General features: G+C 57.1%; 25 protein-coding genes, 1 tRNA gene and 2 pseudogenes. 23 read left to right on the forward strand and 5 right to left on the reverse strand.

Annotation, left to right across the window (positions count from 1 at the left end; all coding sequences use genetic code 11):
- Nucleotides 1-2: 2 nt before the first annotated feature.
- A complete protein-coding gene (locus tag CES87_RS06955; protein WP_128605541.1) occupies nt 3-2,039 on the reverse strand; it encodes a PAS domain-containing sensor histidine kinase in 2,037 nt (678 codons plus the stop codon).
- Between the two features lie 45 nt (nt 2,040-2,084).
- A pseudogene (locus tag CES87_RS06960) lies at nt 2,085-3,001 on the reverse strand (putative 2-dehydropantoate 2-reductase).
- Nucleotides 3,002-3,135: 134 nt separating this feature from the next.
- Here CES87_RS06960 and CES87_RS06965 point away from each other — a divergent pair.
- Both CES87_RS06965 and CES87_RS06970 read left to right on the forward strand, forming a co-directional pair.
- A complete protein-coding gene (locus CES87_RS06965; RefSeq protein ID WP_128605542.1) occupies nt 3,136-3,621 on the forward strand; it encodes a YajQ family cyclic di-GMP-binding protein in 486 nt (161 codons plus the stop codon).
- Nucleotides 3,622-3,752: 131 nt separating this feature from the next.
- A complete protein-coding gene (locus CES87_RS06970; RefSeq protein WP_128605543.1) occupies nt 3,753-4,595 on the forward strand; it encodes a mechanosensitive ion channel family protein in 843 nt (280 codons plus the stop codon).
- 141 nt (nt 4,596-4,736) lie between these two features.
- On the opposite strand, the gene CES87_RS06975 is transcribed toward CES87_RS06970, so the two are convergent.
- Entirely contained in the window at nt 4,737-6,065 is a 1,329-nt protein-coding gene (locus tag CES87_RS06975) for an OprD family porin (RefSeq protein ID WP_128605544.1), read from the reverse strand.
- A 914-nt stretch (nt 6,066-6,979) separates the two neighbouring features.
- Between CES87_RS06975 and CES87_RS06980 the strand changes: the two genes are divergently transcribed.
- Both CES87_RS06980 and CES87_RS06985 read left to right on the forward strand, forming a co-directional pair.
- Complete coding sequence (locus CES87_RS06980; protein ID WP_128605545.1) at nt 6,980-7,405, forward strand: HIT domain-containing protein; 426 nt, start codon at nt 6,980-6,982, stop codon at nt 7,403-7,405.
- A 3-nt stretch (nt 7,406-7,408) separates the two neighbouring features.
- A complete protein-coding gene (locus CES87_RS06985) occupies nt 7,409-7,615 on the forward strand; it encodes a SlyX family protein (protein ID WP_075945450.1) in 207 nt (68 codons plus the stop codon).
- A gap of 59 nt (nt 7,616-7,674) precedes the next feature.
- Here CES87_RS06985 and CES87_RS34050 read toward each other — a convergent pair whose 3' ends face one another.
- Complete coding sequence (locus tag CES87_RS34050) at nt 7,675-8,277, reverse strand: cold-shock protein (RefSeq protein ID WP_128605546.1); 603 nt, start codon at nt 8,275-8,277, stop codon at nt 7,675-7,677.
- Nucleotides 8,278-8,586: 309 nt separating this feature from the next.
- Here CES87_RS34050 and CES87_RS06995 point away from each other — a divergent pair.
- From CES87_RS06995 to nadA, 19 genes and pseudogenes are all read left to right on the forward strand, one after another.
- Nucleotides 8,587-8,661: pseudogene (locus CES87_RS06995) on the forward strand (DNA starvation/stationary phase protection protein); the annotation flags it as partial.
- 204 nt (nt 8,662-8,865) lie between these two features.
- The gene (locus tag CES87_RS07000) at nt 8,866-9,216 is read left to right on the forward strand and encodes a ribbon-helix-helix domain-containing protein (protein ID WP_128605547.1); all 351 of its coding nucleotides are present in this window, start codon (nt 8,866-8,868) and stop codon (nt 9,214-9,216) included.
- A 123-nt stretch (nt 9,217-9,339) separates the two neighbouring features.
- A complete protein-coding gene (locus CES87_RS07005; protein WP_010457489.1) occupies nt 9,340-9,561 on the forward strand; it encodes an FmdB family zinc ribbon protein in 222 nt (73 codons plus the stop codon).
- Nucleotides 9,562-9,684: 123 nt separating this feature from the next.
- The gene (gene aspS, locus CES87_RS07010; protein WP_128605548.1) at nt 9,685-11,460 is read left to right on the forward strand and encodes an aspartate--tRNA ligase; all 1,776 of its coding nucleotides are present in this window, start codon (nt 9,685-9,687) and stop codon (nt 11,458-11,460) included.
- Between the two features lie 124 nt (nt 11,461-11,584).
- Nucleotides 11,585-12,331, forward strand: a complete 747-nt coding sequence (locus tag CES87_RS07015; RefSeq protein ID WP_128605549.1) for a YebC/PmpR family DNA-binding transcriptional regulator — start codon at nt 11,585-11,587, stop codon at nt 12,329-12,331.
- A 160-nt stretch (nt 12,332-12,491) separates the two neighbouring features.
- Nucleotides 12,492-13,016, forward strand: a complete 525-nt coding sequence (gene ruvC, locus CES87_RS07020) for a crossover junction endodeoxyribonuclease RuvC (RefSeq protein WP_128605550.1) — start codon at nt 12,492-12,494, stop codon at nt 13,014-13,016.
- A 114-nt stretch (nt 13,017-13,130) separates the two neighbouring features.
- On the forward strand, nt 13,131-13,739 hold the full coding sequence (ruvA, locus tag CES87_RS07025; RefSeq protein WP_056852661.1) for a Holliday junction branch migration protein RuvA: 609 nt from the start codon (nt 13,131-13,133) through the stop codon (nt 13,737-13,739).
- Nucleotides 13,739-14,800 (forward strand): Holliday junction branch migration DNA helicase RuvB, encoded by a 1,062-nt coding sequence (ruvB, locus tag CES87_RS07030; protein ID WP_128605551.1) that lies wholly within the window; start codon nt 13,739-13,741, stop codon nt 14,798-14,800. The genes ruvA and ruvB overlap by 1 nt, the downstream gene beginning before the upstream one ends.
- A gap of 127 nt (nt 14,801-14,927) precedes the next feature.
- Nucleotides 14,928-15,395, forward strand: coding sequence for a tol-pal system-associated acyl-CoA thioesterase (ybgC, locus tag CES87_RS07035; protein WP_054044992.1), 468 nt, complete (start codon nt 14,928-14,930; stop codon nt 15,393-15,395).
- Nucleotides 15,385-16,080: a protein TolQ gene (gene tolQ, locus CES87_RS07040; RefSeq protein ID WP_008147369.1), complete on the forward strand. Its 696-nt coding sequence runs from the start codon at nt 15,385-15,387 to the stop codon at nt 16,078-16,080. The genes ybgC and tolQ overlap by 11 nt, the downstream gene beginning before the upstream one ends.
- Nucleotides 16,081-16,103: 23 nt before the next feature.
- Entirely contained in the window at nt 16,104-16,556 is a 453-nt protein-coding gene (tolR, locus tag CES87_RS07045; RefSeq protein WP_162276380.1) for a protein TolR, read from the forward strand.
- Nucleotides 16,556-17,653 carry a cell envelope integrity protein TolA gene (gene tolA / locus CES87_RS07050; protein WP_128605552.1) on the forward strand — a complete coding sequence of 366 codons (1,098 nt, stop codon included), beginning with the start codon at nt 16,556-16,558 and terminating at the stop codon, nt 17,651-17,653. Before tolR ends, tolA begins: the two co-directional genes overlap by 1 nt.
- A 17-nt stretch (nt 17,654-17,670) precedes the next feature.
- Complete coding sequence (gene tolB / locus CES87_RS07055) at nt 17,671-18,951, forward strand: Tol-Pal system beta propeller repeat protein TolB (protein ID WP_178081401.1); 1,281 nt, start codon at nt 17,671-17,673, stop codon at nt 18,949-18,951.
- 52 nt (nt 18,952-19,003) lie between these two features.
- On the forward strand, nt 19,004-19,501 hold the full coding sequence (pal, locus tag CES87_RS07060) for a peptidoglycan-associated lipoprotein Pal (RefSeq protein WP_003178634.1): 498 nt from the start codon (nt 19,004-19,006) through the stop codon (nt 19,499-19,501).
- Nucleotides 19,502-19,507: 6 nt separating this feature from the next.
- Nucleotides 19,508-20,341 carry a tol-pal system protein YbgF gene (gene ybgF, locus CES87_RS07065; protein ID WP_128605554.1) on the forward strand — a complete coding sequence of 278 codons (834 nt, stop codon included), beginning with the start codon at nt 19,508-19,510 and terminating at the stop codon, nt 20,339-20,341.
- A 166-nt stretch (nt 20,342-20,507) separates the two neighbouring features.
- Complete coding sequence (gene queE, locus CES87_RS07070; protein WP_128605555.1) at nt 20,508-21,155, forward strand: 7-carboxy-7-deazaguanine synthase QueE; 648 nt, start codon at nt 20,508-20,510, stop codon at nt 21,153-21,155.
- A gap of 1 nt (nt 21,156) precedes the next feature.
- Nucleotides 21,157-21,849: a 7-cyano-7-deazaguanine synthase QueC gene (gene queC / locus CES87_RS07075; protein WP_128605556.1), complete on the forward strand. Its 693-nt coding sequence runs from the start codon at nt 21,157-21,159 to the stop codon at nt 21,847-21,849.
- Nucleotides 21,850-21,912: 63 nt separating this feature from the next.
- A tRNA-Lys gene (locus CES87_RS07080) sits at nt 21,913-21,988 on the forward strand.
- A 272-nt stretch (nt 21,989-22,260) separates the two neighbouring features.
- Nucleotides 22,261-23,319, forward strand: a complete 1,059-nt coding sequence (gene nadA / locus CES87_RS07085) for a quinolinate synthase NadA (protein WP_128605557.1) — start codon at nt 22,261-22,263, stop codon at nt 23,317-23,319.
- Between the two features lie 59 nt (nt 23,320-23,378).
- On the opposite strand, the gene CES87_RS07090 is transcribed toward nadA, so the two are convergent.
- The gene (locus CES87_RS07090) at nt 23,379-23,867 is read right to left on the reverse strand and encodes an RDD family protein (RefSeq protein WP_128605558.1); all 489 of its coding nucleotides are present in this window, start codon (nt 23,865-23,867) and stop codon (nt 23,379-23,381) included.
- Nucleotides 23,868-23,907: the final 40 nt, after the last annotated feature.

The raw sequence follows: 23,907 nt of genomic DNA on the forward strand, positions 1-23,907 counted from the left end.
GGTTACCTCGATAGCTGATTGAGTTCTTGAGAGACGAGCGGAGTGCCCGCCAGGGGCAGACGCAAGGTGAAACAGGTGCCTTGGCCCAGTGTCGACTGCACTTCCATCTGACCCTTATGGTTGTTGGTGATGATGAAGTACGAAACCGACAGGCCCAGGCCGGTGCCCTGGCCGATCTCCTTAGTGGTGAAAAACGGTTCGAAAGTACGCTTGCGCACGCTTTCGGTCATGCCGATACCGTTGTCCTCCACTTGAATCTCGGCCCACGGCGGATTGAGCCGGGTGCGCAGAATGATCCGCCCTGGCTCATGGTCGTCTTCTCGCTGGTGAATGGCCTGGGCGGCGTTCTTCAGCAGATTGAGCAGCACCTGTTCCAGTTCGTTGGCCGTGCCGGGCACCGGGCCCAGTGCCGGATCGAACTGCCGAGTGATGGCCTGGCCCTTGAAGTCGAAACCGATCGCCAGGTCGAAGTCGTTGCCGGCGATTTCCACCGCTTGATCGATCAGGGCGGGCAGGTCGCACGGAGCCATTTGCCGGGTGCTGCGGCGACTGAAACTGAGCATGTGTGTGACGATTTTCGCAGCGCGCGCGCCGGCCTGTTGAATGCCATCGAGCAGCTTTGGCACTTCCCGCGCTTGCAGGTAGTCGTTGACCGTCGACAACTCGACACCGACTTGTTCAGCCTGTTCGAGGTTCTTTGGCAGTTCGGGAGACAGCCGTCGGCGAATGTTCTGCACATTGTGCAGGATCGCACCCAACGGGTTGTTGATCTCATGGGCCATGCCGGCAGCGAGGCCGCCGACGGAGAGCATTTTCTCTGACTGCACCATCATTTCTTCCAGGGACAGGCGCTGGGTGATGTCGTCGATCCGGATTACCACACCACGCCCGGCACCGCCCATCAGTGGATAGAAGGTCAGGGCGTAATGCCGGGCGTCATCATCCTTGATCCAGGTGACGCGCTCGATCTTGGCCACTGTGTGCTGCTCGACGGTTTGCTTGAGCTGCGCAAGAAAGGGCTTGAGCGGCTCGAAGGCGAGGAAGATCGGCTGATTCAGGGCTTCGTCCAGGCGGGTGCCGGAGAGGGCACTGGCTTCCTGGTTCCACTGCGTGACATAGAGCTGCTCGTCAAGGGCGATCAGCGCGGAGGGCATGGAATCGATGATGCTGTTGAGGTAGTTCTGGAATCCGGTGAGTTTCTTTTCGATCTTGCTGCGCACCTGGACCTCGAGTTCCAGTTTGCGATTGGTATGACGGGTTTCCTCGGCCAGGCCCTGTGCCTGGTCATAGGCGGCCTGAGAGTCATCCCGTGCCCGTTTGAGCTGTTGCTCCCGCGCCTCGATGCGCGAGAGCATGGTGTTGAAGGCTTCGGCGAGGCTGCCGATCTCATCGTGGTTGCCGCGGGAGGCGCGCAGGGCGTAGTTTTCTTCCCGAGTGACTTGCCGGGACAGCTCTTCGAGTTGATGGATCGGCCTTGTAATCAGACGTTTGATCTGCCGCGCAATCACCAGCCACAGCAGCACACTGAAGATCAGGATCCCGAGGCTGGCGGTCAGGGTCCCGGTATAGAACGCCATTGGCAGTTCGCTACTGGCTACCAGTAGCAGATGCCCGGGGGCGGTGCCCGGACGGGGCAGGGTGATCAATTGATTGCTGCGAAATTCGGTGGCTTGCCAGGACTCGATGTGTCGATAACGCTCCGGCAAATTCAGATGGTCGCCATGTTGCAATTGCGCAAGACGGTCGCCCTTGCCGTCGTACAGGGCAGCGGCACGCAGCGGTGAATAGCTGTTGAGTTCATCGAGCAGGCGTTGCGCGCTTTGTGGCGATGCCAGTGCCTCGGAGATCAGGCTCGGATTGGATACCAGTCGGCCGATGGTTTGCAGGGCCTGGGGCGCCATGCTTTCCTGGGAGATGTAATACGCGGCGCTGATAAAGGTCAGGTTGGCGACCAGCAGGACAGTGGTCAACAGCACCAACAGGGCGGCCAGCAGTTTCTGGCCGACCGGAAGGTTTTCAAGGCGCTGGCGCAATGGCATCAGGTTTATCGCTGCAAAGGAACAAGTGGCCAGCGTATCCGCTGCTCAGTCGCTGGGCAATCCAAGGCTGTTCAGGCGAGCGATCAGCCGCTGCTGCAACTGATTGAGGTGCGGCAGGTTCAATTGGTGCCGCAGGGCGACTTTGCAGGCATGACCCAACAGGTAGCTGATTTCGGTGCGACGCCGGTTGCTGACGTCCTGATACATCGACGAGTAGTTGGCGGCGGTCGCGTGGATTACCCTTTCGACTTCCGGTTGCAGGTTCTCGGCGGCGGCTGGCTGGCCGCAGCGCTCAAGCAGTTCGGTCAGTTCGCCGCAGAGGGTGGCGACTTCGCAGTGATGCTTTTGCAAACCGCCATTGTGGCAATCGTGCAGCACCGTCAGTGGGTTGATCGCACAGTTGAGCGCCAGTTTGCGCCACAATCTGGTCAGGATTTCAGTGCTCCACTCATGGGAATGCCGGCGGCGTCCAGGTCGTCCAGCCAGATCGGTGCGACGGGGTGACCTGCATCCCCCAGCCAGGTAAACCCGTGGCCAGCGAACACCACACGCCAGTCACCTTCTCGGAAGGCGCCTTCAGTGCTGGAGGCATAAATGCAGCGCGCCTGCGGAACCTGCGCCGCCACGGCGTCCTGACTGCCTAGACCGTTTTGTAACAGAATCAGCTCGGCGCCGGGGGCCAGGCGGGGCGCTAGTTGCGCCACGGCGTGTTCGGCGTCATAGGCTTTGCAAGCGATCAACAGACGATGGATGGGCTCTTGGCTGTCGCAAGTTTGCGCGGGAACCGGGTAGTACTGTTCTTCGCCGTGTTCGACCAGCGTCAGACCTCCAGCCGCCTCATACGCCTGTAAGCGCATGGCATCGCGCACGATCAGTCGCACCGGCACCCCGGCCCGAGTCAGGCGCGTGGCCCACAATGTGCCGAGACTGCCGGCGCCCAGGACATGCCAAGTGGTAGCCATCAGCTTTTTGCTCTGTTTAACGCGCGCATGGACAGCTCGCAGTGAATGATGGGAAAGACCCGTTATAATCAGCGCGGATTTTTACCGCAAGCCAGGCGTGCTCCATTGGTGCGCCTTTTATTTGGAGAGACTACATGCCGTCGTTCGACGTGGTATCCGAACTGGACAAACACGAACTCACCAACGCGGTCGAGAACGCCGTCAAGGAACTCGATCGTCGTTATGACCTGAAAGGTAAAGGCAGCTTTGAGTTCAAGGAAAAGGACCTGACCGTCAACCTGACCGCCGAAGCGGATTTCCAGCTCGAAGCGATGATTGAGATCCTCAAACTGGCGCTGGTCAAGCGCAAGATCGATGTGCAGTGCCTTGAGGTCAAGGACGCTTTTGCTTCAGGCAAGCTGATGAAGCAGGAAGCCGTCCTCAAGGAAGGCATCGACAAGGAGCTGGCGAAAAAGATCGTCGCTCACGTCAAAGACGCCAAGCTCAAGGTCCAGGCCGCCATTCAGGGCGAACAAGTTCGCATCACGGGCAAGAAGCGTGACGATCTGCAAGAAGCCATTGCGGCGCTGCGGGCCAAGGAATTTGGCATGCCACTGCAGTTCAACAACTTCCGCGACTGACCTGTGGCGGGAACCTCTCGGCGTTTTCGGCGTCCGAGGCCCAAGCAACGGCAGAAACGATTGGCTCCACAGGGGCCGGTCTTTTCTGCCGCTATTTTTTACGCGTGCCGGATCGCTGCAGGAGAATGTAGATGGATTTGAATGCTGAAGTAGATAACCTGGTCAAGGTGTCCCAAGCCTGGATCCCGATGATCATGGAATATGGCAGTCGTGTGCTGCTGGCTGTGATCACCCTGGCCATCGGTTGGTGGCTGATCAACAAGGTCACGCAAAAACTCGGCGGCCTGATAGCTCTGCGCAACGCCGATCTGGCGCTGCAAGGCTTCATCAGCAGCCTGGCGAACATCATTCTGAAGATTCTGCTGATGGTCAGCGTGGCGTCGATGATCGGTGTAGAAACTACGTCGTTCGTGGCTGCAATCGGTGCGGCGGGTCTGGCCATCGGTCTGGCCTTGCAAGGTAGCCTGGCGAACTTCGCCGGTGGCGTGCTGATTCTGCTGTTTCGCCCGTTTCGTATCGGTGACTGGATCGAAGCCCAGGGTGTTGCCGGCACTGTTGACAGTATCCAGATCTTCCACACCGTACTGCGCACTGGCGATAACAAAACCATTATCGTGCCCAACGGTAACCTGTCGAACGGCATCATCACCAACACCAACCGTCAGCCGACCCGAAAGGTGGTGTTTGATGTGGGCGTTGATTACGAAGCGGACTTGCAAAAGGCCCGTCAAGTTTTGCTCGAGCTGGCCAAAGACGAGCGTGTTTTGGCTGAGCCGGCACCTCAGGCTGTCATTTCTACCTTGGGTGACAGTTCGATCACTGTTTCTCTTCGCGTATGGGTAAAAACTGCGGATTACTGGGATGTGATGTTCATGTTTAATGAGCAGTCCCGTGATCGATTGAAAACCGCCGGTATCGATATTCCATTTCCGCAGCGGGTTGTTCGCATGGTTCAGGAATTGCCGGTTCAGTGATGGGGCTTGCGGTTAGTGTCTGACTTTTCGGTCAGGCATGTACTGCAAAAATACGATTAGTTAAACGCTGTGCACAGACAACGAAAAAGGCCCATCCGAAGATGGGCCTTTTTTTGATTACCGCGAACTAACTTTCTGCAATTACAGAATGTTGAGCGGGTAGTCGGTGATCAGGCGGAACTCAGAGATATCGCCTTCGCCTTCGTCAGCATTGGCGGTGTGCCATGCTTGACGGATGCGGAAGGAAAGATCCTTGGCTGGGCCGGACTGGATCACGTACTTGACTTCAACGTTGGTTTCGTGGTGCTTACCGTCTTCGCCGTACAGGCCGGCGTAAGGGCTGCCCGCTGGAGTGTTGGTACCGTCGATGTTCCAACCTTTCACGTAACGGGTCATGAAGCTCAGACCTGGAACACCGTATTCAGCCATTTTCAGGTCGTAACGGATTTGTGCCGATTTCTCGCCAGGGGCGTTGAAGTCGGAGTATTGGATGGAGTTGGCGAGGAAGATCGAGTCGCCGCCACGGTTGTTTTTGCCCACACCGATGTAGTCGAACGGAGTGTCACCGTTAACCTTCTGGAAGGCCAGGGTAATGGTGTGCGCTTTCAGGAACGAGTAGGCAGTTGCCAGCGAGTAGGCAGTGTTGTTGATTTCGCCTGCGTTGGCTTTGCCGGTATCGCGAGTGTTGTAGATGTTACCGTCGAAGTTCAGCGAGTTGTCACCGCCCAGTGCGAGGGTGTAGTTCGCGTTGGCGTAGTACTGGTTCCAGATATCTTCGAGCTTGGCACCGTAGAGCGATACGCTCAGGTCTGGGTTGATGCCGTACTTGCCACCGAAGTAGTCGATGGAGTTGGCTTTCACGCCAGCGTAGGTAGCCCACAGGTCGCCGTCACGGGCGTTACGATCCTGGCTGGTTGCCGAGTAGAAGTGGCCGCCTTCGAGGTCGAGGTCTTTGACTTCGCTGCTCTGCAGTTGGATACCGCTGGCAGTTTGGTGAAGGATGCGGGAACCGCCAACAGCGAATACCGGAGCGGTGCTTGGCTGCATGTCGCCGACTTTCAGCTCGGTCTTGGAGATGCGGAACTTGGCGGCAGCGCCGGCTTTGCCCTGGTTGTTTTCGACCTCGCCATCATTGCCCACGGGCATGTTGCCGGTACCACTATATTTGTCGGAACCGTCCAGCTTAATGGCCAGTTGACCCCAAGCTTCAACGCCAACACCGATCAGACCTTGGGTGTAGCCCGAGCTGAACACGCCCTGGATGCCCTGGGTCCAGTCTTTGTCATCGACTGCGCCGTCTTTCTTGTTACGGTTGTAGTAGTAGTTGCGAACCAGCAAGTCCAGCTTGCTGTCTTCAACGAAACCTTTGGCTTCTGCCTGGTCGCTTACGAAAGGTGCGGCTACTGCCAACTGAGTACTGGCTGCTGCTGCAACTGCCAGTGCGATCATGCTCCACTTCATCACGCGCATCGTGATTTGCTCCTTTGGTTTTAGAAGAGTACTGCCGCTCCACCTGTTTTATTATCTGGGCGGCTCTTTCTTTTTGTGTCGGCGCAAACTTATATCACGCCGACAATGTTGGCGATACTTGCGCATCTAACCTTTCGGCTTCTTTACGACCCTGTCGTAGACAGCTTGCTAGATGTCGCAAATTTACAGCCTCGATGCAACCTGACTGGCAACTTTAGTGCTGTTTTTCTAGGCTGGTGCATCGCTAAAAAGAGTCCCTGGTGAAACGTTTGAATCTCCATCGGGCTACCCTGCCACTGTTTTATTTAGTCTCGCGGCCTCCGCTTCCAGCGGAGCCACATAGACGATGTGGGTGTGAATGCAACAAGCGTGCACAAATCGTGAAAATTCCGTTTTTTTTTTAGAAGGGCTGCCTGATGCGGTAAAAACCTCATAAAACCGGGGGGTTCATCTCGCTGGTACTTGGGCTTGACGCCATCCTTTGCATCGTGTTGACCATCCTGTTACCGCCGCATGACACCCAAAAATGTTACCGGTTCACCCCGTCGGTGAGTAAATGGCGGATGCTCGAAGCAATTAGCGTAGACGCATTGTGCGGTTTTGGTGCAAAAAATCTCAATCACTGTACTGAATTCATACAGTTCGGCGCTTCCCGGTGCTGGAATGAGTCGTTGTTTTTCGGTCATTTCAGCATTTTTGCTGGCAGCGTTGGTCCCCTTGTGGTGCGTTTTTGCGTTTGGTGTCACCACACGGGGCGGATCCTGCGGTCGCTCGTCGTTCTGTGAGCAAGCTTTGACCCTGGTTCGTCGTGAAGGCAGCTGCATTCGCAGGTATGCTGCCGTCCAGTCGCTTGGTGCGCGATCTCTCGGGATGGGCACTAAGCTGAAATATGATGACCCGCGGGAGTGCGCGCAGTGTTCGCTTTAGATCCACGACTTCAACAAGACACCTTGCCGATTGGTGATTTCCCGCTTTGTCGGTTGCTGTTGTCCAACGACTCGAACTATCCCTGGTTCATCCTGGTACCTCGTCGCGACGGTATCAGTGAGATATTTCAGTTGGATGTCGCCGATCAGCAGCAGCTATGGCAGGAAACGACCGCATTGTCAGAAACGCTCAAGGATTCGTTCGACGCGGACAAGTTGAATGTCGCGGCCTTGGGTAACGTGGTCAGTCAGTTGCACATGCATGTGATCGTGCGCAAACGAGAAGACGCCGCCTGGCCGGCTCCGGTCTGGGGCAGGCACCCGGCCGTACCCTACAGTTCCGGGCAGGTCGCTGCGATTCGCGAGCGGCTGCGGTTGGTGTTGACCGAAGACTTCACGTTTCTGGAGGTTTGAATCATGAGCCTGGAAGATCGCGTTACCGATTTGGAGAGCCAGTTGGCGTTTCAGGATGACACCATCCAGGCGTTGAATGATGTGCTGGCGGCGCAGCAGCGAGCCGTTGAACGCCTGCAGTTGCAAATGGCTGCGCTACTCAAGCGCCAGGAAGAAATGGCCGGCCAGTTCGAATCTTTCGAAGAAGAGGCGCCACCACCGCACTACTGAAATGCAGGCAAAAAAAACCGCGAACAGTCAGGCTGTTCGCGGTTTTTTTTTGCTTCGAATCAGCGTCGCGGCAGGGCGGCGATCACATCTTCGGCTTGCAGGCCTTTGTCACGATTCATGACGGAGAACTCCACTCGCTGGCCTTCGACCAGGACGCGGTGACCTTCGCCGCGAATGGCCCGGAAGTGCACGAAAATATCGTCGCCGGAGTCGCGGGAAATAAAGCCGAAGCCTTTGGAAGTGTTGAACCACTTGACCGTGCCGGTATCGCGGTTGGTCATGTCATAGCTCGGTGAGGCGGCGGCCGGTGACGATTTGTAGAAGCAGATGGACAGGTGCAGAACAACGGCGATCAAGGCTGCGACCAAGCTGAACAGAACGGCAGGTTGACCGGCAATGACGGGCATTGGCGCGAACAGCGTCAGGATTTGCAGAGCGACAGCCAGAACCAGTAGCGCGCTGACAAGGTTTTGCAGTTGATGGCGCGGGCCTTTGTTCCAGTTGGGGATGACTGGAGCCAGGGTGAGGTTGAGCAGGCCGAACAAGGCCAGGTACAGCGCATCGGGTTGTTGCAGGTAAGGTACGGCTTCGGTTCGCAGGCTAGGGATGAAGGACAACAGCAAGGCTGCTGCGCCCATTAGCAGGTGGACGATTTTCAACATTTTGATTAACTCACGTTAAGACAGATCACAAGGAAGAGCTGATAGAACACGGTTCGCTTCAGAACAATAAGAGGCGTTGAGCACGTATCCGACATCAGCCTATGCGCAGTGCCCGGAAAATAAGGGCGCCAGCGACACACTGCCTATTTAACAGCAAAGCTTGTGGCTACTCAAATCAAGGAGTCCAGCGGTGCATCGAGGGCGATTTGTCGCAGGTCGAGGTGGCATCCAGGGCAGCGGCTTGGCGGCAGGCTTGCTAGAGCGGTCCTGCACCAGCTGGATGAATTTCATCACCCTTGCGAGAGAAGCATGGCAATCGATATCGGTATCAGTGAAGAAGATCGCAAGTCCATCGTCGACGGGCTTTCGCGTCTGCTGTCGGACGAAAAGGATCTCTCTATTGAGTGAAGTTTCGCCACTCAGCATAGGAAAAGCCCGGGAGTAGGACGCTCTCCATGATCTGCCTTTAGTTGTTGGCTTCTCCTACGCGGATGGTCAAAAAGTCATCTGGATATAACTTTCCCCCCGCGGTTCTATAAGCGCACAGACTCTTATAGAGACCAGGGATGGCAAAGGAGTGTCAACGGTATGGTTTATGACGACAGGAGAAACGAGGTAAGGGGCGGTCTGCACAAGGACATCAGAATTGATCCGTTTGTCAGTGAATTTGATATGGGCCTGGCCCAACCATTGTCTCGCTCGGTGCGATTGAATGGCTTCGCGACCTGTTTGCGGCTTGAACAGGTTTACTGGGATATTTTGAGCGAAATGGCCAAGGTTAATTGTTGTTCGGTCAGTGCGTTGCTGTCCCATGTGGATCGTGAAGTGCATTTGCGTCATGGCGGGGTAAAGAATTTCAGCGGGCTGGTAAGGGTGGTCTGTGTCGTACACAGCCTCAAGGGCGCGGGATGTGCGGCCATGGGTCAGTCTGGGCAGTGAATCAACAGCATGTCGATCTGTGCAGTCTTACGGCTGCACAGGCTGCATTTAATGGATATAATCCCGCTCTTTGCCGCAAAACCCAGCGTGCGCGGTAGCAATCTGATCGCCGAGACAACCCCCATGCCGATGTACGATTATCAATGTGCTTCCTGTGGTCATCAGTTGGAAGCCATTCAAAAGATCAGCGCAGCGCCGCTGGTCGACTGCCCTGCGTGCCAGGCACCAGAGCTCAAGAAGATGCTGTCCATGCCGGGCTTCCGCCTCAGTGGCACTGGCTGGTACGAAACCGATTTCAAGACCGGTTCCAAGAAGAACCTGGCCGGCGGCGACAAAGCTGACTAGGGTCCATGCTCTGAACCGAGAGCCTTGGACTGAATCACACGCGTGAGCGCCTGCATCGTCGGTCATCCGATGTACGCAAGGTCTCCAACCGAATTTCGAATTACGAGAAGTGAAACCACGACCATGATGCGCAGCCATTATTGCGGCCAACTGAACGAAAGCCTGGAAGGCCAGGAAATTACCCTTTGCGGATGGGTCCACCGTCGCCGTGACCACGGTGGGGTGATTTTCCTCGATATCCGTGATCGTGACGGTCTGGCCCAAGTGGTGTTCGACCCTGACCGCGCTGAAACCTTCGCTGCCGCCGACCGTGTGCGCAGCGAATACGTGGTTAAAGTGACCGGCAAGGTTCGCCTGCGTCCAGCCGGTGCCACCAACGCCAACATGGCGTCGGGCATGATCGAAGTGCTGGGCTATGAACTGGAAGTGCTGAACGAATCGGAAACTCCGCCGTTCCCGCTCAACGATTACTCCGACGTCGGCGAAGAAACCCGCCTGCGCTATCGCTTCCTGGACCTGCGTCGCCCGGAAATGGCCGAGAAGCTGCGTCTGCGTTCGCGCATGACGACCAGCATCCGTCGCTATCTGGACGAAAACGGCTTCCTCGACGTCGAGACGCCGATCCTGACCCGTGCTACCCCGGAAGGTGCTCGCGACTATCTGGTGCCAAGCCGTACTCACGCCGGTTCGTTCTTCGCCTTGCCGCAATCGCCACAGCTGTTCAAACAACTGCTGATGGTGGCTGGCTTCGATCGCTACTACCAGATCGCCAAGTGCTTCCGCGACGAAGACCTGCGTGCAGACCGCCAGCCGGAATTCACCCAGATCGACATCGAAACCAGCTTCCTCAATGAAGAAGACATCATTGGCCTGACCGAAGGCATGATCCGCAACCTGTTCAAGGAAGTGCTGGGTCTGGAGTTCGGTGAGTTCCCGCACATGACCTTCGAAGAAGCCATGCGTCGTTATGGTTCCGACAAGCCGGACCTGCGTAACCCGCTGGAACTGGTGGACGTTGCCGATCAGCTGAAAGAAGTCGACTTCAAGGTCTTCAGTGGTCCTGCCAACGATCCGAAATGCCGTATCGCCGCCCTGCGCGTTCCTGGCGCGGCGAGCATGCCGCGCAAGCAGATCGACGACTACACCAAGTTCGTCAGTATCTACGGTGCCAAGGGCCTGGCGTACATCAAGGTCAACGAGCGCGCCAAAGGCGTTGAAGGCCTGCAGTCGCCAATCGTCAAGAACATCCCTGAAGCCAACCTCAACGTGATCCTTGATCGCGTTGGCGCGGTTGATGGCGACATCGTGTTCTTCGGTGCCGATAAAGCCAAGATCGTCAGCGAAGCCTTGGGCGCGCTGCGAATCAAGGTTGGCAACGATCTGGACCTGCTGACCTGCAAGTGGGCGCCAATGTGGGTCGTCGACTTCCCGATGTTCGAAGAGAACGACGACGGCAGCTTCACCGCCTTGCACCACCCGTTCACGGCGCCCAAGTGCACCCCGGAAGAACTGGAAGCCAACCCGGCGACCGCGCTGTCCCGTGCCTACGACATGGTCTTGAACGGTACCGAGCTGGGTGGCGGTTCGATCCGCATCCACCGCAAGGAAATGCAACAGACGGTATTCCGCCTGCTGGGCATCAACGAAGCCGAACAGGAAGAGAAATTCGGCTTCCTGCTCGACGCCCTGAAATACGGCGCGCCACCACACGGTGGCCTGGCCTTCGGTCTGGACCGTCTGGTGATGCTGATGACCGGCGCCCAGTCGATCCGTGAAGTGATCGCCTTCCCGAAAACCCAGAGCGCGGCGGACGTCATGACTCAGGCACCGGGCCAGGTGGATGCCAAGGCATTGCGCGAACTGCACATTCGTCTGCGTGAAACGCCTAAGGCCGAGTAAGGCTGACCTGAAGGGCGCATCTTCGGATGCGCCCTTTCTTTATGGATAGGGTCGATGTTTTTGTTTGCTGGCCGGCGCGATACAGCGTGGCGGGCGATGTTTCAAAGAGAATTCGGAGCGAGTTATGGCAGGTCATTCCAAGTGGGCGAACATCAAGCACCGCAAAGAACGTCAGGATGCCAAGAAGGGCAAGATTTTCACCAAGTGGATTCGTGAGCTGACCGTTGCTGCCCGACAGGGCGGCGGTGATCCTGGCTCCAACCCGCGTCTGCGTCTGGCGCTGGACAAGGCACTTGGTGCGAACATGAGCCGCGATATCATCGATCGCGCGGTGGCCCGCGGGGCCGGCGCTGCAGACACCGATGACATGGTCGAGCTGAGTTACGAAGGTTACGGCCCCGGCGGCGTGGCAGTAATGGTCGAGTGCATGACCGATAACCGCAACCGCACCGCAGCGGCTGTTCGCCATGCGTTCAGCAAGTGCGGCGGCAACCTCGGTACCGACGGTTCGGTAGCGTATCTGTTTGAACGCAAGGGGCAGATATCCTTTGCACCTGGCGTTGATGAAGACTCGCTGATAGAAGCGGCCATGGAAGCAGACGCCGACGACGTGGTGACAAACGAAGATGGTTCCATCGACGTGTTCACTTCGTTTGCCGGGTTCTATTCCGTGCGAAACGCGCTGGAAGCGGCTGGTTTCAACGCTAATGACGCGGAAATCGTCATGCTGCCGACCACCAGCGCCGAGCTGGATCTGGAAGGCGCGGAAAAAGTCCTCAAGCTGATCGACATGCTCGAAGACCTGGACGATGTGCAGAACGTCTACTCCAACGCGGATATTCCGGAGTCGGTAGCCGCACAACTCGGTTGATCTGTCTTCCCCTGTAGGAGCGAGCTCTGCTCGCGAAAAACCAGAGAGCGACGCGCTCATTCAGAACGCTGCGTTATCGTTAACGTCCATCGCGAGCAAGCTCGCTCCTACAATGGACGGCGTCATGGCTGACGCGTTTTTTCAATTATCCGCAGGCGTTATGACTTTAATTCTTGGTATCGACCCCGGTTCGCGCATCACCGGTTATGGCGTGGTACGCGATACCAGTCGCGGCTGTGTGTACGTCGCGTCTGGTTGCATTCGCACGGGCTCGGGCGAGTTGCATGAGCGCTTGCAAATCGTCTATCGCGGTGTTCGCGAAGTCATTCAGACTTACGGCCCTGTGACCATGGGCATCGAAAAGGTCTTCATGTCGCGCAACGCCGACTCGGCCCTGAAACTCGGGCAGGCACGCGGTGCGGCCATCGTGGCCTGTGCTGAAGAAAGCCTGGAAATTGCCGAATACACCGCGACCCAGGTCAAGCAAGCCGTGACCGGTACCGGTGGGGCGAACAAGGAACAGGTGCAGATGATGGTCATGCACATGCTGAAACTCATCAGCAAGCCGCAAATCGATGCCTCGGACGCCCTGGCCATTGCCATTTGCCATGCTCACACCCGTTCCAGCCTATTGCCCCACGGCCTGGGTGCGGCACGCAGTCGTGGCGGGCGCCTGCGTCTCTGATAGCATCAGCAATCAATTTTATGGGATGAGGGATTTGCGCCTGGGTTGTCGGCGAAAAGTCCTTGTTCTGTCAGTCGCTGGCTTCGTGCTGGCCAACGCTCAAGGATTTGTAACGTGATTGGACGCTTGCGCGGCACATTGGCTGAAAAACAGCCGCCGCACCTGATTCTGGATGTGAACGGTCTGGGGTACGAGCTTGAAGTGCCCATGACCACGCTTTATCGCCTGCCGTCGGTCGGTGAACCACTGACGTTGCACACCCATTTGGTCGTACGCGAAGACGCGCAGTTACTCTATGGCTTCGTCGGCAAGCGCGAGCGAGACTTTTTTCGCGAGTTGATCCGTCTCAATGGTGTGGGGCCGAAACTGGCCCTGGCCTTGATGTCGAGTCTGGAAGTCGATGAACTGGTTCGTTGCGTGCAGTCCCAGGACACTTCGGCGCTGACCAAGGTGCCAGGCGTGGGGAAGAAAACGGCCGAACGTCTGTTGGTTGAGCTCAAGGATCGATTCAAGGCCTGGGAAACCGTGCCGGCCATGTTTGCCCTGGTGCCGAATCAGCCGGATGGACCGGCGCCGGTCAATACCGCCGAAAACGATGCGGTCAGCGCGCTGATTTCCCTGGGCTACAAGCCGCAGGAAGCCAGCAAGGCGATTTCCGCGATCAAGGAGAAAGGCTTGAGCAGTGAAGACATGATTCGTCGTGCCCTGAAGGGAATGATCTAGTGATTGAAGCTGATCGTCTGATCGCCGCCACGGGTGCTCCCCGTGACCGCGAGGAAGTCCAGGACCGGGCGATTCGTCCTGTCAGCCTGGCCGAATACATTGGCCAGCCAACCGTTCGTGAGCAAATGGAGTTGTTCATCCAGGCTGCCCGTGGGCGTAGCGAGTCCCTGGACCATACGTTGATTTTCGGTCCGCCGGGGCTGGGTAAAACCACCCTGGCCAACATCATTGCCCAAGAAATGGGAGTCTCAATCAAAAGCACCTCGGGGCCGGTCCTTGAACGTCCGGGTGATTTGGCAGCGTTGCTGACCAATCTTGAACCGCATGACGTGCTGTTTATCGATGAAATCCATCGCCTGTCGCCGATTGTCGAAGAAGTGCTGTACCCGGCCATGGAAGACTTCCAGCTCGACATCATGATCGGCGAGGGCCCGGCCGCGCGTTCGATCAAGCTCGATTTGCCGCCATTCACCCTGGTCGGCGCGACTACGCGGGCGGGGATGCTGACCAACCCGCTGCGCGACCGTTTCGGGATCGTCCAGCGCCTGGAGTTCTACAACACCGCTGATCTGTCGACGATCGTCAGTCGTTCGGCGAGCATTCTCGGCTTGCCGCTGGACCCGGAAGGCGCCTTCGAAATCGCCCGACGTGCCCGCGGCACCCCGCGGATCGCCAATCGTTTGCTGCGCCGGGTGCGGGACTTCGCCGAAGTGCGCGCCAAGGGTCATATCACCAAGCCGATTGCCGACCTGGCTTTGAACCTGCTGGATGTCGATGAGCGTGGCTTCGATCACCAGGACCGACGTCTGTTGCTGACCATGATCGAGAAGTTCGATGGGGGGCCGGTTGGCGTGGACAGTCTCGCTGCGGCCATCAGTGAAGAGCGCCATACCATTGAAGACGTGCTGGAGCCCTATCTGATTCAGCAGGGCTACATCATGCGCACCCCCCGCGGGCGTGTGGTGACAAGGCATGCCTACCTGCACTTCGGCTTAAATATTCCGTCACGATTGGGCGAGATGCCCGTGGTAGACGAGTTCCTTGATGCCGTGGACGATTAATTAACTTTTGCGCATTGAATTTTCGGGCATTGTGCTGTCCTAGGACCGTACTTTCGCGAGAAAGCTGCAGAACAATGAAAAACAGTTGCCTGGGCGGATTGGCAACCCGAGGAGTAAGCACTAGAGTATGCGCGCGCAAAACGGGCTTGAGCCTTTCGCACATCGTTGTCGCGTTTATTACGAGGACACCGATGCGGGCGGCATCGTGTATTACGTTAATTACCTCAAGTTTATGGAACGGGCTCGAACCGAGCGGCTACGAGAGCTGGGCTTTGCCCAATCGCAGCTGGCAGGGGAGGACCTGTTGTTCGTCGTGCATTCCAGCGAAGCGCGCTATCACGCGCCGGCGCGACTGGATGACGAACTGCTGGTAAGCGCTGAAGTAATCGAATTGAACCGTGTCAGCCTGCGCTTCAAACAGCAGGTCAGGCGGGCTACGGATAATGCGTTGCTCTGCGAAGGGCAGTTTCTGGTGGCCTGTGTGCGCACCAACAGTTTGAAACCCCGGGCCATTCCCGAAGCTCTACGAGCGGCCTTTGCCGACGTGAGCGGCGCGGGTACACACTCAAAGCAGGAGATAAAGCGTGGAAGCTAACGTCGTCGACCATTCCTCCATGTGGAGCCTGGTCAGCAATGCCAGTATCGTGGTGCAACTGGTAATGCTGATCCTGGTAGCCGCATCGGTGACCTCGTGGATCATGATCTTTCAGCGCAGCAACCTGCTGCGCGCCGGTCGACGCGCCCTGGAGAGCTTCGAAGAGCGCTTCTGGTCGGGTATCGACCTGTCCAAACTCTACCGTCAGGCGGGTAGCAACCCGGACCCGGACTCGGGTGTCGAGCAGATCTTCCGCGCTGGCTTCAAGGAATTCTCCCGTCTGCGTCAGCAGCCAGGCGTTGACCCGGAAGCGGTCATGGAAGGCGTGGCCCGTGCCATGCGCGTTGCCATTTCCCGCGAAGAAGAAAAGCTCGAGCAGAGCCTGCCATTCCTGGCCACCGTCGGCTCCGTCAGCCCGTACATCGGTCTGTTCGGTACTGTCTGGGGCATCATGAACTCCTTCCGTGGTCTGGCAACTGCCCAGCAAGCGACCCTTGCCACCGTGGCGCCAGGTATCGCCGAAGCCCTGATCGCCACCGCGATCGGTCTGTTCGCCGCCATCCCGGCCGTTATCGCTTACAACCGCTTCGCTGCTCGCAGCGAAACCCTGCTGGGCCGTTACTACACCTTCGCCGATGAATTCCAGGCGATCCTGCACCGTAAAGTGCACACCAGCGAAGAATAAGCAGGTAATTTCCAATGGCTTTAATCGCTCGAGCTCGCAAAAAGCGCAAGCCGGTCGCCGAGATGAACGTGGTGCCTTACATCGACGTGATGCTGGTACTGCTGGTCATCTTCATGGTGACCGCGCCGATGCTCAATCAGGGCGTGAAAGTTGATCTGCCCAAGGTTTCCAGCGAAGCCTTGCCGCAGGACAACAACACTCAGGTCCTGACCATTTCGATCAAGGCTGACAAGACCTATTACTGGAACCTTGGCAGCGAAGTCGACACAGAGAAGCAACAAGACCGCGCCATGACCCTGCCGCAGATGACTGACGCTGTGACCAAGATCATTCGCGTCGGCAACGAAGGCGGCAAGCGTACCCAGGTCTTCATTCGCGGCGACAAGAGCGTCGACTACGGTTCCGTCATGGGTGCCATGGGTGGGTTGCAGAAAGCCGGGGTCGGTAATGTTGGCTTGATTACCGAGGCGCCCTGATGCAGCAACAGCGAGAGCCGTCCGCCTCGGAAAGCTACTTCTGGCCTAGTGTCTGGGCGATTGGCTTGCACGTGCTGGTGTTCGGCATGCTGTTCGTCAGTTTTGCCTTCACACCGGAGCTGCCGCCGGCCAAACCGATTGTCCAGGCGACCCTGTACCAGCTGAAATCGAAAAGTCAGGCAACCACCCAGACCAATCAGAAGATTGCGGGTGAGGCGAAGAAATCCGCCGCGCGCCAGACCGAAGTCGAACAGATGGAGCAGAAGAAGATCGAGCAGGAAGCGATCAAGGCTGCGGAACAAAAGAAGGAAGATGCGGCTCAAAAAGCCGAAGAATCCAAGAAGGCCGACGAGACCAAGAAAGCGGAAGAGGCGAAAAAGGCTGATGAAGCCAAGAAAGCCGACGACGCGAAGAAGGCCGCCGAAGCCAAGAAGACCGCCGAAGCCAAGAAGGCAGAAGAGAAACAATTGGCTGATATAGCCAAGAAGAAAGCGGAAGAAGAAGCCAAGAAGGCTGCTGAAGAAGAGGCCAAGAAAGCGGCCGCTGAAGAAGCGAAGAAAAAGATCGTCGAAGACGCGAAGAAGAAAGCCGCGGAAGACGCCAAGAAGAAATCTGAAGCTGAAGAGGCGAAGAAGAAAGTCGCCGAAGATGCGAAGAAGAAAGCTGCTGCCGATGCTGCGAAGAAGAAATCGCAGGAAGCGGCACGTAAATCCGCCGAAGACAAAAAGGCTCAGGCCTTGGCAGATTTGCTTTCCGACACGCCACAGCGTCAGCAGGCCTTGGCCGATGAGCGGGGTGACGAAGTCGCCGGCAGTTTCGATGACCTGATTCGAGCGCGTGCAGCGGAAGGTTGGGCCCGTCCACCTTCGGCCCGCAAGGGCATGACGGTCGTGTTGCAAATCGGCATGTTGCCGGACGGTACGGTGACTTCGGTCAGCGTGGCCAAGTCCAGTGGCGACGGTCCGTTTGACGCTTCGGCTGTAGCGGCGGTGAAGAATATTGGACGTTTGACAGAAATGCAGGGAATGAAGCCGAGTGATTTCGCTCCGTATCGTTCATTCAAGATGACATTCACACCTGAGGATCTAGCCTTGTGAGAAACCTTCTTCGAGGAATGCTGGTCGTGATCTGCTGCATGGCAGGGATCGCGATGGCAGATGAGAAAAACATTCTGGTCACCAGTGGCAGTGATCGGGCCACCCCGATCGCGGTCGTGCCGTTCGGCTTCCAGGGCGGTAGCGTGCTGCCGGACGACATGGCGGAAATTATTGGTAACGATCTGCGCAACTCGGGTTACTACTCGCCGATTCCAAAGCAGAACATGATCAGCCAGCCAAGCCAGGCCAGCGAAATCATCTTCCGTGACTTCAAGGCACTGGGTGCCCAGTACGTCATGGTCGGCAGCATTGTTCCGGCGGGCGGTCGCCTGCAGGTTCAATACGCTCTGTTCAACGTCGCTACCGAGCAGCAAGTGTTGACCGGCAGCGTGTCGGGTAGCGTCGATCAACTGCGTGACATGTCGCACTACATCTCCGATCAGTCGTTCGAAAAACTCACCGGTATCAAAGGTGCTTTCTCGACTCGCCTGCTGTACGTGACGGCCGAACGCTTCTCCGAGAAGAACACGCGCTACACGCTGCAACGTTCGGACTATGACGGTGCCCGCGCCGTGACCCTGTTGCAATCGCGCGAGCCGATCCTGTCGCCGCGTTTCGCACCGGATGGCAAGCGCATCGCCTACGTCTCGTTTGAACAGAAGCGTCCACGCGTGTTCATGCAGAACATCGATACCGGTCGCCGTGAACAGATCACCAATTTCGAAGGCCTGAACGGTGCGCCAGCCTGGTCGCCGGATGGCAATCGTCTGGCATTCGTATTGTCGAAAGACGGCAATCCGGACATCTATGTCATGAACCTGGGTTCGCGTCAGATCTCCCGTGTTACCAACGGTCCTGGTATCAACACCGAACCGTTCTGGGGCAAGGATGGCTCGACTATCTACTTCACTTCCGACCGTGGCGGCAAACCGCAGATCTATAAAACCAGCGTGGGCGGTGGCGGTGCGGAACGTGTGACTTTCGTCGGTAACTACAACGCCAACCCTAAACTGTCAGCGGACGAAAAGACCCTGGTGATGATTCACCGCCAGGACGGTTTCACCAATTTCAAAGTGGCGGCTCAGGATTTGCAACGCGGTAGTGTAAAGATCCTCACTGATAGCACTCTGGACGAGTCGCCTACTGTCGCGCCCAACGGCACCATGGTAATCTACGCCACCCGCCAGCAGGGCCGGGGAGTCTTGATGCTCGTGTCCATCAATGGACGCGTAAGGCTCCCACTTCCTACCGCACAAGGCGAAGTCAGAGAACCTTCCTGGTCCCCTTACCTGAACTGACGCGGCGCTATACGTTTTACTTAACACACTGGGGTTCATTAGGAGTTTCAAGATGGAAATGCTGAAGTTTGGTAAATTTGCTGCGCTGGCACTGGCCATGGCTGTAGCTGTAGGTTGCTCGTCCAAAGGCGGCGACAATGCCGGTGAAGGCGCGGTAGATCCAAACGCTGGTTACGGCGCAAACACTGGTGCAGTTGACGGCTCCCTGAGCGAAGAAGCTGCTCTGCGCGCAATCACCACTTTCTACTTCGAATACGACAGCTCGGACCTGAAGCCAGAAGCCATGCGCGCTCTGGACGTTCACGCCAAAGACCTGAAAGCAAACGGCGCTCGCGTTGTTCTGGAAGGCAACACCGACGAACGTGGTACTCGTGAGTACAACATGGCACTGGGCGAGCGTCGTGCGAAAGCCGTTCAACGCTACCTGGTACTGCAAGGTGTTTCCCCAGCTCAGCTGGAACTGGTTTCCTACGGCGAAGAGCGTCCAGTTGCTACCGGCAACGACGAGCAGTCCTGGGCTCAAAACCGTCGCGTCGAACTGCGTAAGTAATTCGTCATGCGAACGTGCCGTCGTGCTGTAACTGTTCTGGCTCTCAGTCTCGCACCGCTTGCGGTGTGGGCTGCGGTTCCTGTGGTCGATAATGACTCCGGCTATAACAATAGCGGGAGCAGTTATCCGCCTGCAGGTTACGGTACGAACGGCGCCTATGCCGGGGGAGGGGTTTCGGCCCCTGTCTCGGCACAGGGCGAGCTGTTCAACCAACTGCAATCAATGCAGGAGCAGATCTCGCGCCAACAAGGCATTATCGAAGTTCTGCAAAATGATGTTGCGCGCATGAAGCAAGAGAATCTGGAGCGATACCAGGATCTTGATCGGCGCATAGGATCCGGCGTTGCACCAGCCGCGACTCCAGATAATTCTTCCACCGGTGGCGATTTGAATGCCCCCGGCGCAGCAGCAGGTGCAGGAGCGGCAGCCGCTCAAGCACCTGCCGCAGGCAGCGAACCGGCAGACCCAGCGAAGGAAAAGCTCTACTACGACGCGGCCTTCGACCTGATCAAAGCCAAGGATTTTGACAAGGCCAGCCAGGCTTTCGCCGCATTCCTGCGCAAATACCCGAATAGCCAGTACGCGGGCAATGCCCAGTACTGGTTAGGCGAAGTGAATCTGGCCAAAGGCGATCTGCAAGGTGCAGGTCAAGCGTTTGCCAAGGTTTCGCAGCTCTATCCGAAGCACGCCAAAGTTCCTGATTCGCTGTACAAGCTCGCTGATGTAGAACGCCGTCTCGGTCATACCGATCGGGTCAAAGGCATACTGCAACAGGTGGTTTCCCAATACCCGGGCACTTCCGCCGCTCAGCTGGCCCAACGCGATCTGCAGAAAATGTAAGCCTGCTTGACCCGTTTTCGAAGAAACCCGCGCTTGTCGCGGGTTTTTCGTTAGAATTCACCCCCTTTTTCTGAAATACGCTTTTTGGAATCTGCGCATTGCCGGGGTTCCTTGAAGTGCCTGACGGAGGCGGACAGCCTGTTTAGCTGTTACGCCCGTGGCGACTATGCAAGAAACATTGAGAATCACCGAAGTTTTCTACTCGTTGCAGGGTGAAACTCGGACTGCCGGCCTGCCCACTGTTTTTGTGCGCCTGACTGGTTGCCCGTTGCGTTGCCAATACTGCGACAGCGCCTACGCGTTCACGGGCGGATCCATTCGCACGCTCGACGATATCCTTGAGCAAGTGGCCGGTTTTCGTCCGCGTTATGTTTGTGTCACGGGCGGCGAGCCTCTGGCGCAACCCAACGCTATTCCATTACTCAAGCGGTTGTGTGATGCCGGTTACGAAGTGTCACTGGAAACCAGTGGTTCTCTCGATATCTCGGCGGTAGATTCTCGGGTCAGTCGCGTCGTCGACCTGAAAACACCGGGTTCGAAAGAAGCGCATCGCAACCGTTACGAAAACATTGAGCTGCTCACGCCCAACGATCAGGTGAAGTTTGTCATCTGCTCGCGTGAAGACTATGACTGGTCGGTTTCCAAGCTGATCCAGTACGGTCTGGAGCAGCGTGCTGGCGAAGTCCTTTTTTCGCCAAGCCATCACGACCTCAATGCTCGAGATCTGGCTGACTGGGTGGTGGCGGACAACCTGCCTGTGCGTCTGCAATTGCAGTTGCATAAATATCTTTGGAATGATGAGCCGGGGCGCTGAAATGACGGAACAACTGAACACTGCTCAAAAACGTGCGGTCATCTTGCTGTCCGGTGGCCTGGATTCGGCGACCGTCGTCGCCATGGCTCGCGCCGAAGGTTACAGCTGCTACACCATGAGCTTCGATTACGGTCAGCGTTCTCACGCCGAACTGTACGCGGCCGAACGTGTTGCCCGTGACCTGGGTGTGGTCGAGCACAAGGTGATCGGTCTCAATTTCAACGGCATGGGCGGCTCGGCACTGACTGACAGCAGCATCGACATACCAGAGACGCTGGGTGAAGGTATTCCGGTAACTTACGTCCCTGCACGTAACACGGTGTTCTTGTCCCTCGCGCTAGGCTGGGCAGAAGTGCTCGGCGCACGGGATATTTTCATCGGCGTCAATGCAGTGGATTACTCCGGTTACCCTGATTGCCGTCCCGAGTTCATCGAGTCTTTCGAGCGTATGGCCAATCTGGCGACCAAGGCCGGCGTAGAGGGCAATGGCTTCCGTATCCAGGCACCTTTGCAAAACCTCAGCAAGGCGCAGATCGTTCAGGCCGGTACCAAGCTTGGCGTGAATTACGGGCTGACCGTTTCCTGCTATCAGGCGGACGATAACGGGCGTGCATGCGGCAAGTGCGACAGCTGCCGTCTGCGTTCCGAAGGCTTCGCTGCAGCCGGAATTACCGACCCAACACCTTATTTTTGATTTATTTCAAAATAGGTGTTGAATAGTCCTTAAAAATCAGTATTATACGCGCCACCACACAGCGGGTCGTTAGCTCAGTTGGTAGAGCAGTTGGCTTTTAACCAATTGGTCGTAGGTTCGAATCCCACACGACCCACCATTTTCAAGCTGTTTTAAAAGTCTGGAAGGCCCACGAAAGTGAGGATTTCCGGATTTTTTTTTGTCCGCGATTTAAGCCTGCCCGGCTCATGGGCTGCACGGCATGACACAGATCAGAATCATCTTTTGCATCCACGGGATATTCTGTAGCCTTGCGCAGCTTCAACGCTGTCCGTGCCTGATGAATACTCACTTTCCCGGCGGTACCCTGATGGGTCCGGAGCCGGGTGTATACTCGACTTTCGCGCGAAAGCGCCTGCAGGTCTTGCGAACATGACGCAGATTTCCGAACGCCTTCTGGTTCAAGCCCATCTCGACGCCAAGCAGCCCAAGCCGCTGACTGTCGATGAGGAAGCCTATTACCGTGCCGCCATCGCTGCCGAGCTCAAGGCTCAGGACGCGGTGCTGGTTGCCCACTTCTATTGCGATCCCGTCATTCAGGCCCTGGCCGAAGAAACCGGTGGCTGCGTCTCCGACTCGCTGGAGATGGCCCGCTTCGGCAATGCACATCCCGCCAAGACCGTGGTGGTCGCCGGGGTCAAGTTCATGGGCGAGACGGCCAAGATCCTCAACCCTGAAAAACGCATCCTGATGCCGACCCTCGAAGCGACGTGCTCGCTGGATCTGGGTTGCCCGGTCGACGAGTTTTCCGCTTTCTGCGACCAGCATCCGGAGCGTACGGTAGTTGTCTACGCCAACACCTCGGCGGCTGTCAAAGCCCGGGCGGATTGGGTAGTGACTTCAAGCTGCGCGCTGGAAATCGTCGAAAGCCTGATGGACAACGGCGAAACCATCATCTGGGGTCCGGACAAGCACTTGGGCACCTACATTCAACGCCAGACCGGTGCCGACATGCTGTTGTGGGACGGTGCCTGCATCGTTCACGAAGAGTTCAAGTCCAAGCAGCTCGAAGACATGAAGGCGCTGTATCCCGATGCAGCGATCCTGGTGCATCCGGAGTCGCCAACTTCGGTAATCGAGTTGGCGGATGCCGTCGGTTCCACCAGCCAGTTGATCGCGGCAGCGCAGACATTGCCAAATAAAACCCTGATTGTTGCGACCGACCGCGGCATCTTCTACAAGATGCAGCAGTTGTGCCCGGACAAGGTCTTCATCGAAGCGCCAACGGCCGGTAACGGCGCTGCATGCCGCAGTTGCGCACACTGCCCGTGGATGGCGATGAACACCCTTGAGCGCACGCTCAAGAGCTTGAAAGAAGGGGCGAACGAGATCTTTGTCGATCCTGCGCTGATTCCTCAGGCCATTCGGCCGCTCAAGCGGATGCTGGATTTCACCCAGGCTGCGCGGATGAAGTTGGCGGGCAACGCCTGATTCTCCAGTCGTGACAAAAAAACGCCCCGATTTGATCGGGGCGTTTTTGTATCTGGGGTTTACTTGGCTTTCTTCGGAACCCGCACGAGCCGGGTATTGGAATACATGTCGTGCCAGCTGCGTTGCTGCTTGTCGAACAGCGACCAGATGAATCCCAGGCCAACGCATAGCAGCGAGGCGATCGACACCACAAAGCGCAGCAGCGCTTGCCACAGGCTGATGGAGGAACCATCGGCATTCTGCACGCGGATGCACCACACCTGCATGCCCAAGGTCTGGCCGGAGTAGGTCCAGAATTTGGCGAAGAACCCGAACAGGACGAACAGCAGCACCGTCGACAGCAGTGGATCACCGTCGAGCGCCCCGGCCTCTGTGAGTGCGCGCATTTTGTCTTCGCCGATGATCGCCATCTGGATCATCTTGTAGACGCCGCTGGTGACGATCAGCAGCGCGGTGCACAGCAGGAAGTCATAGAACATGGCGGCCAGACGACGACCCAAGCCAGCGGCAGGAAATTCGCCTTGGGGTGATAGCAGGTGTTTCGACATGGCAGTTCTCGGCGAAAAAAGAAGCCATTTTACGGATTTA

This window comes from Pseudomonas sp. ERMR1:02 (assembly GCF_002277815.1).
Classification (GTDB): domain Bacteria; phylum Pseudomonadota; class Gammaproteobacteria; order Pseudomonadales; family Pseudomonadaceae; genus Aquipseudomonas.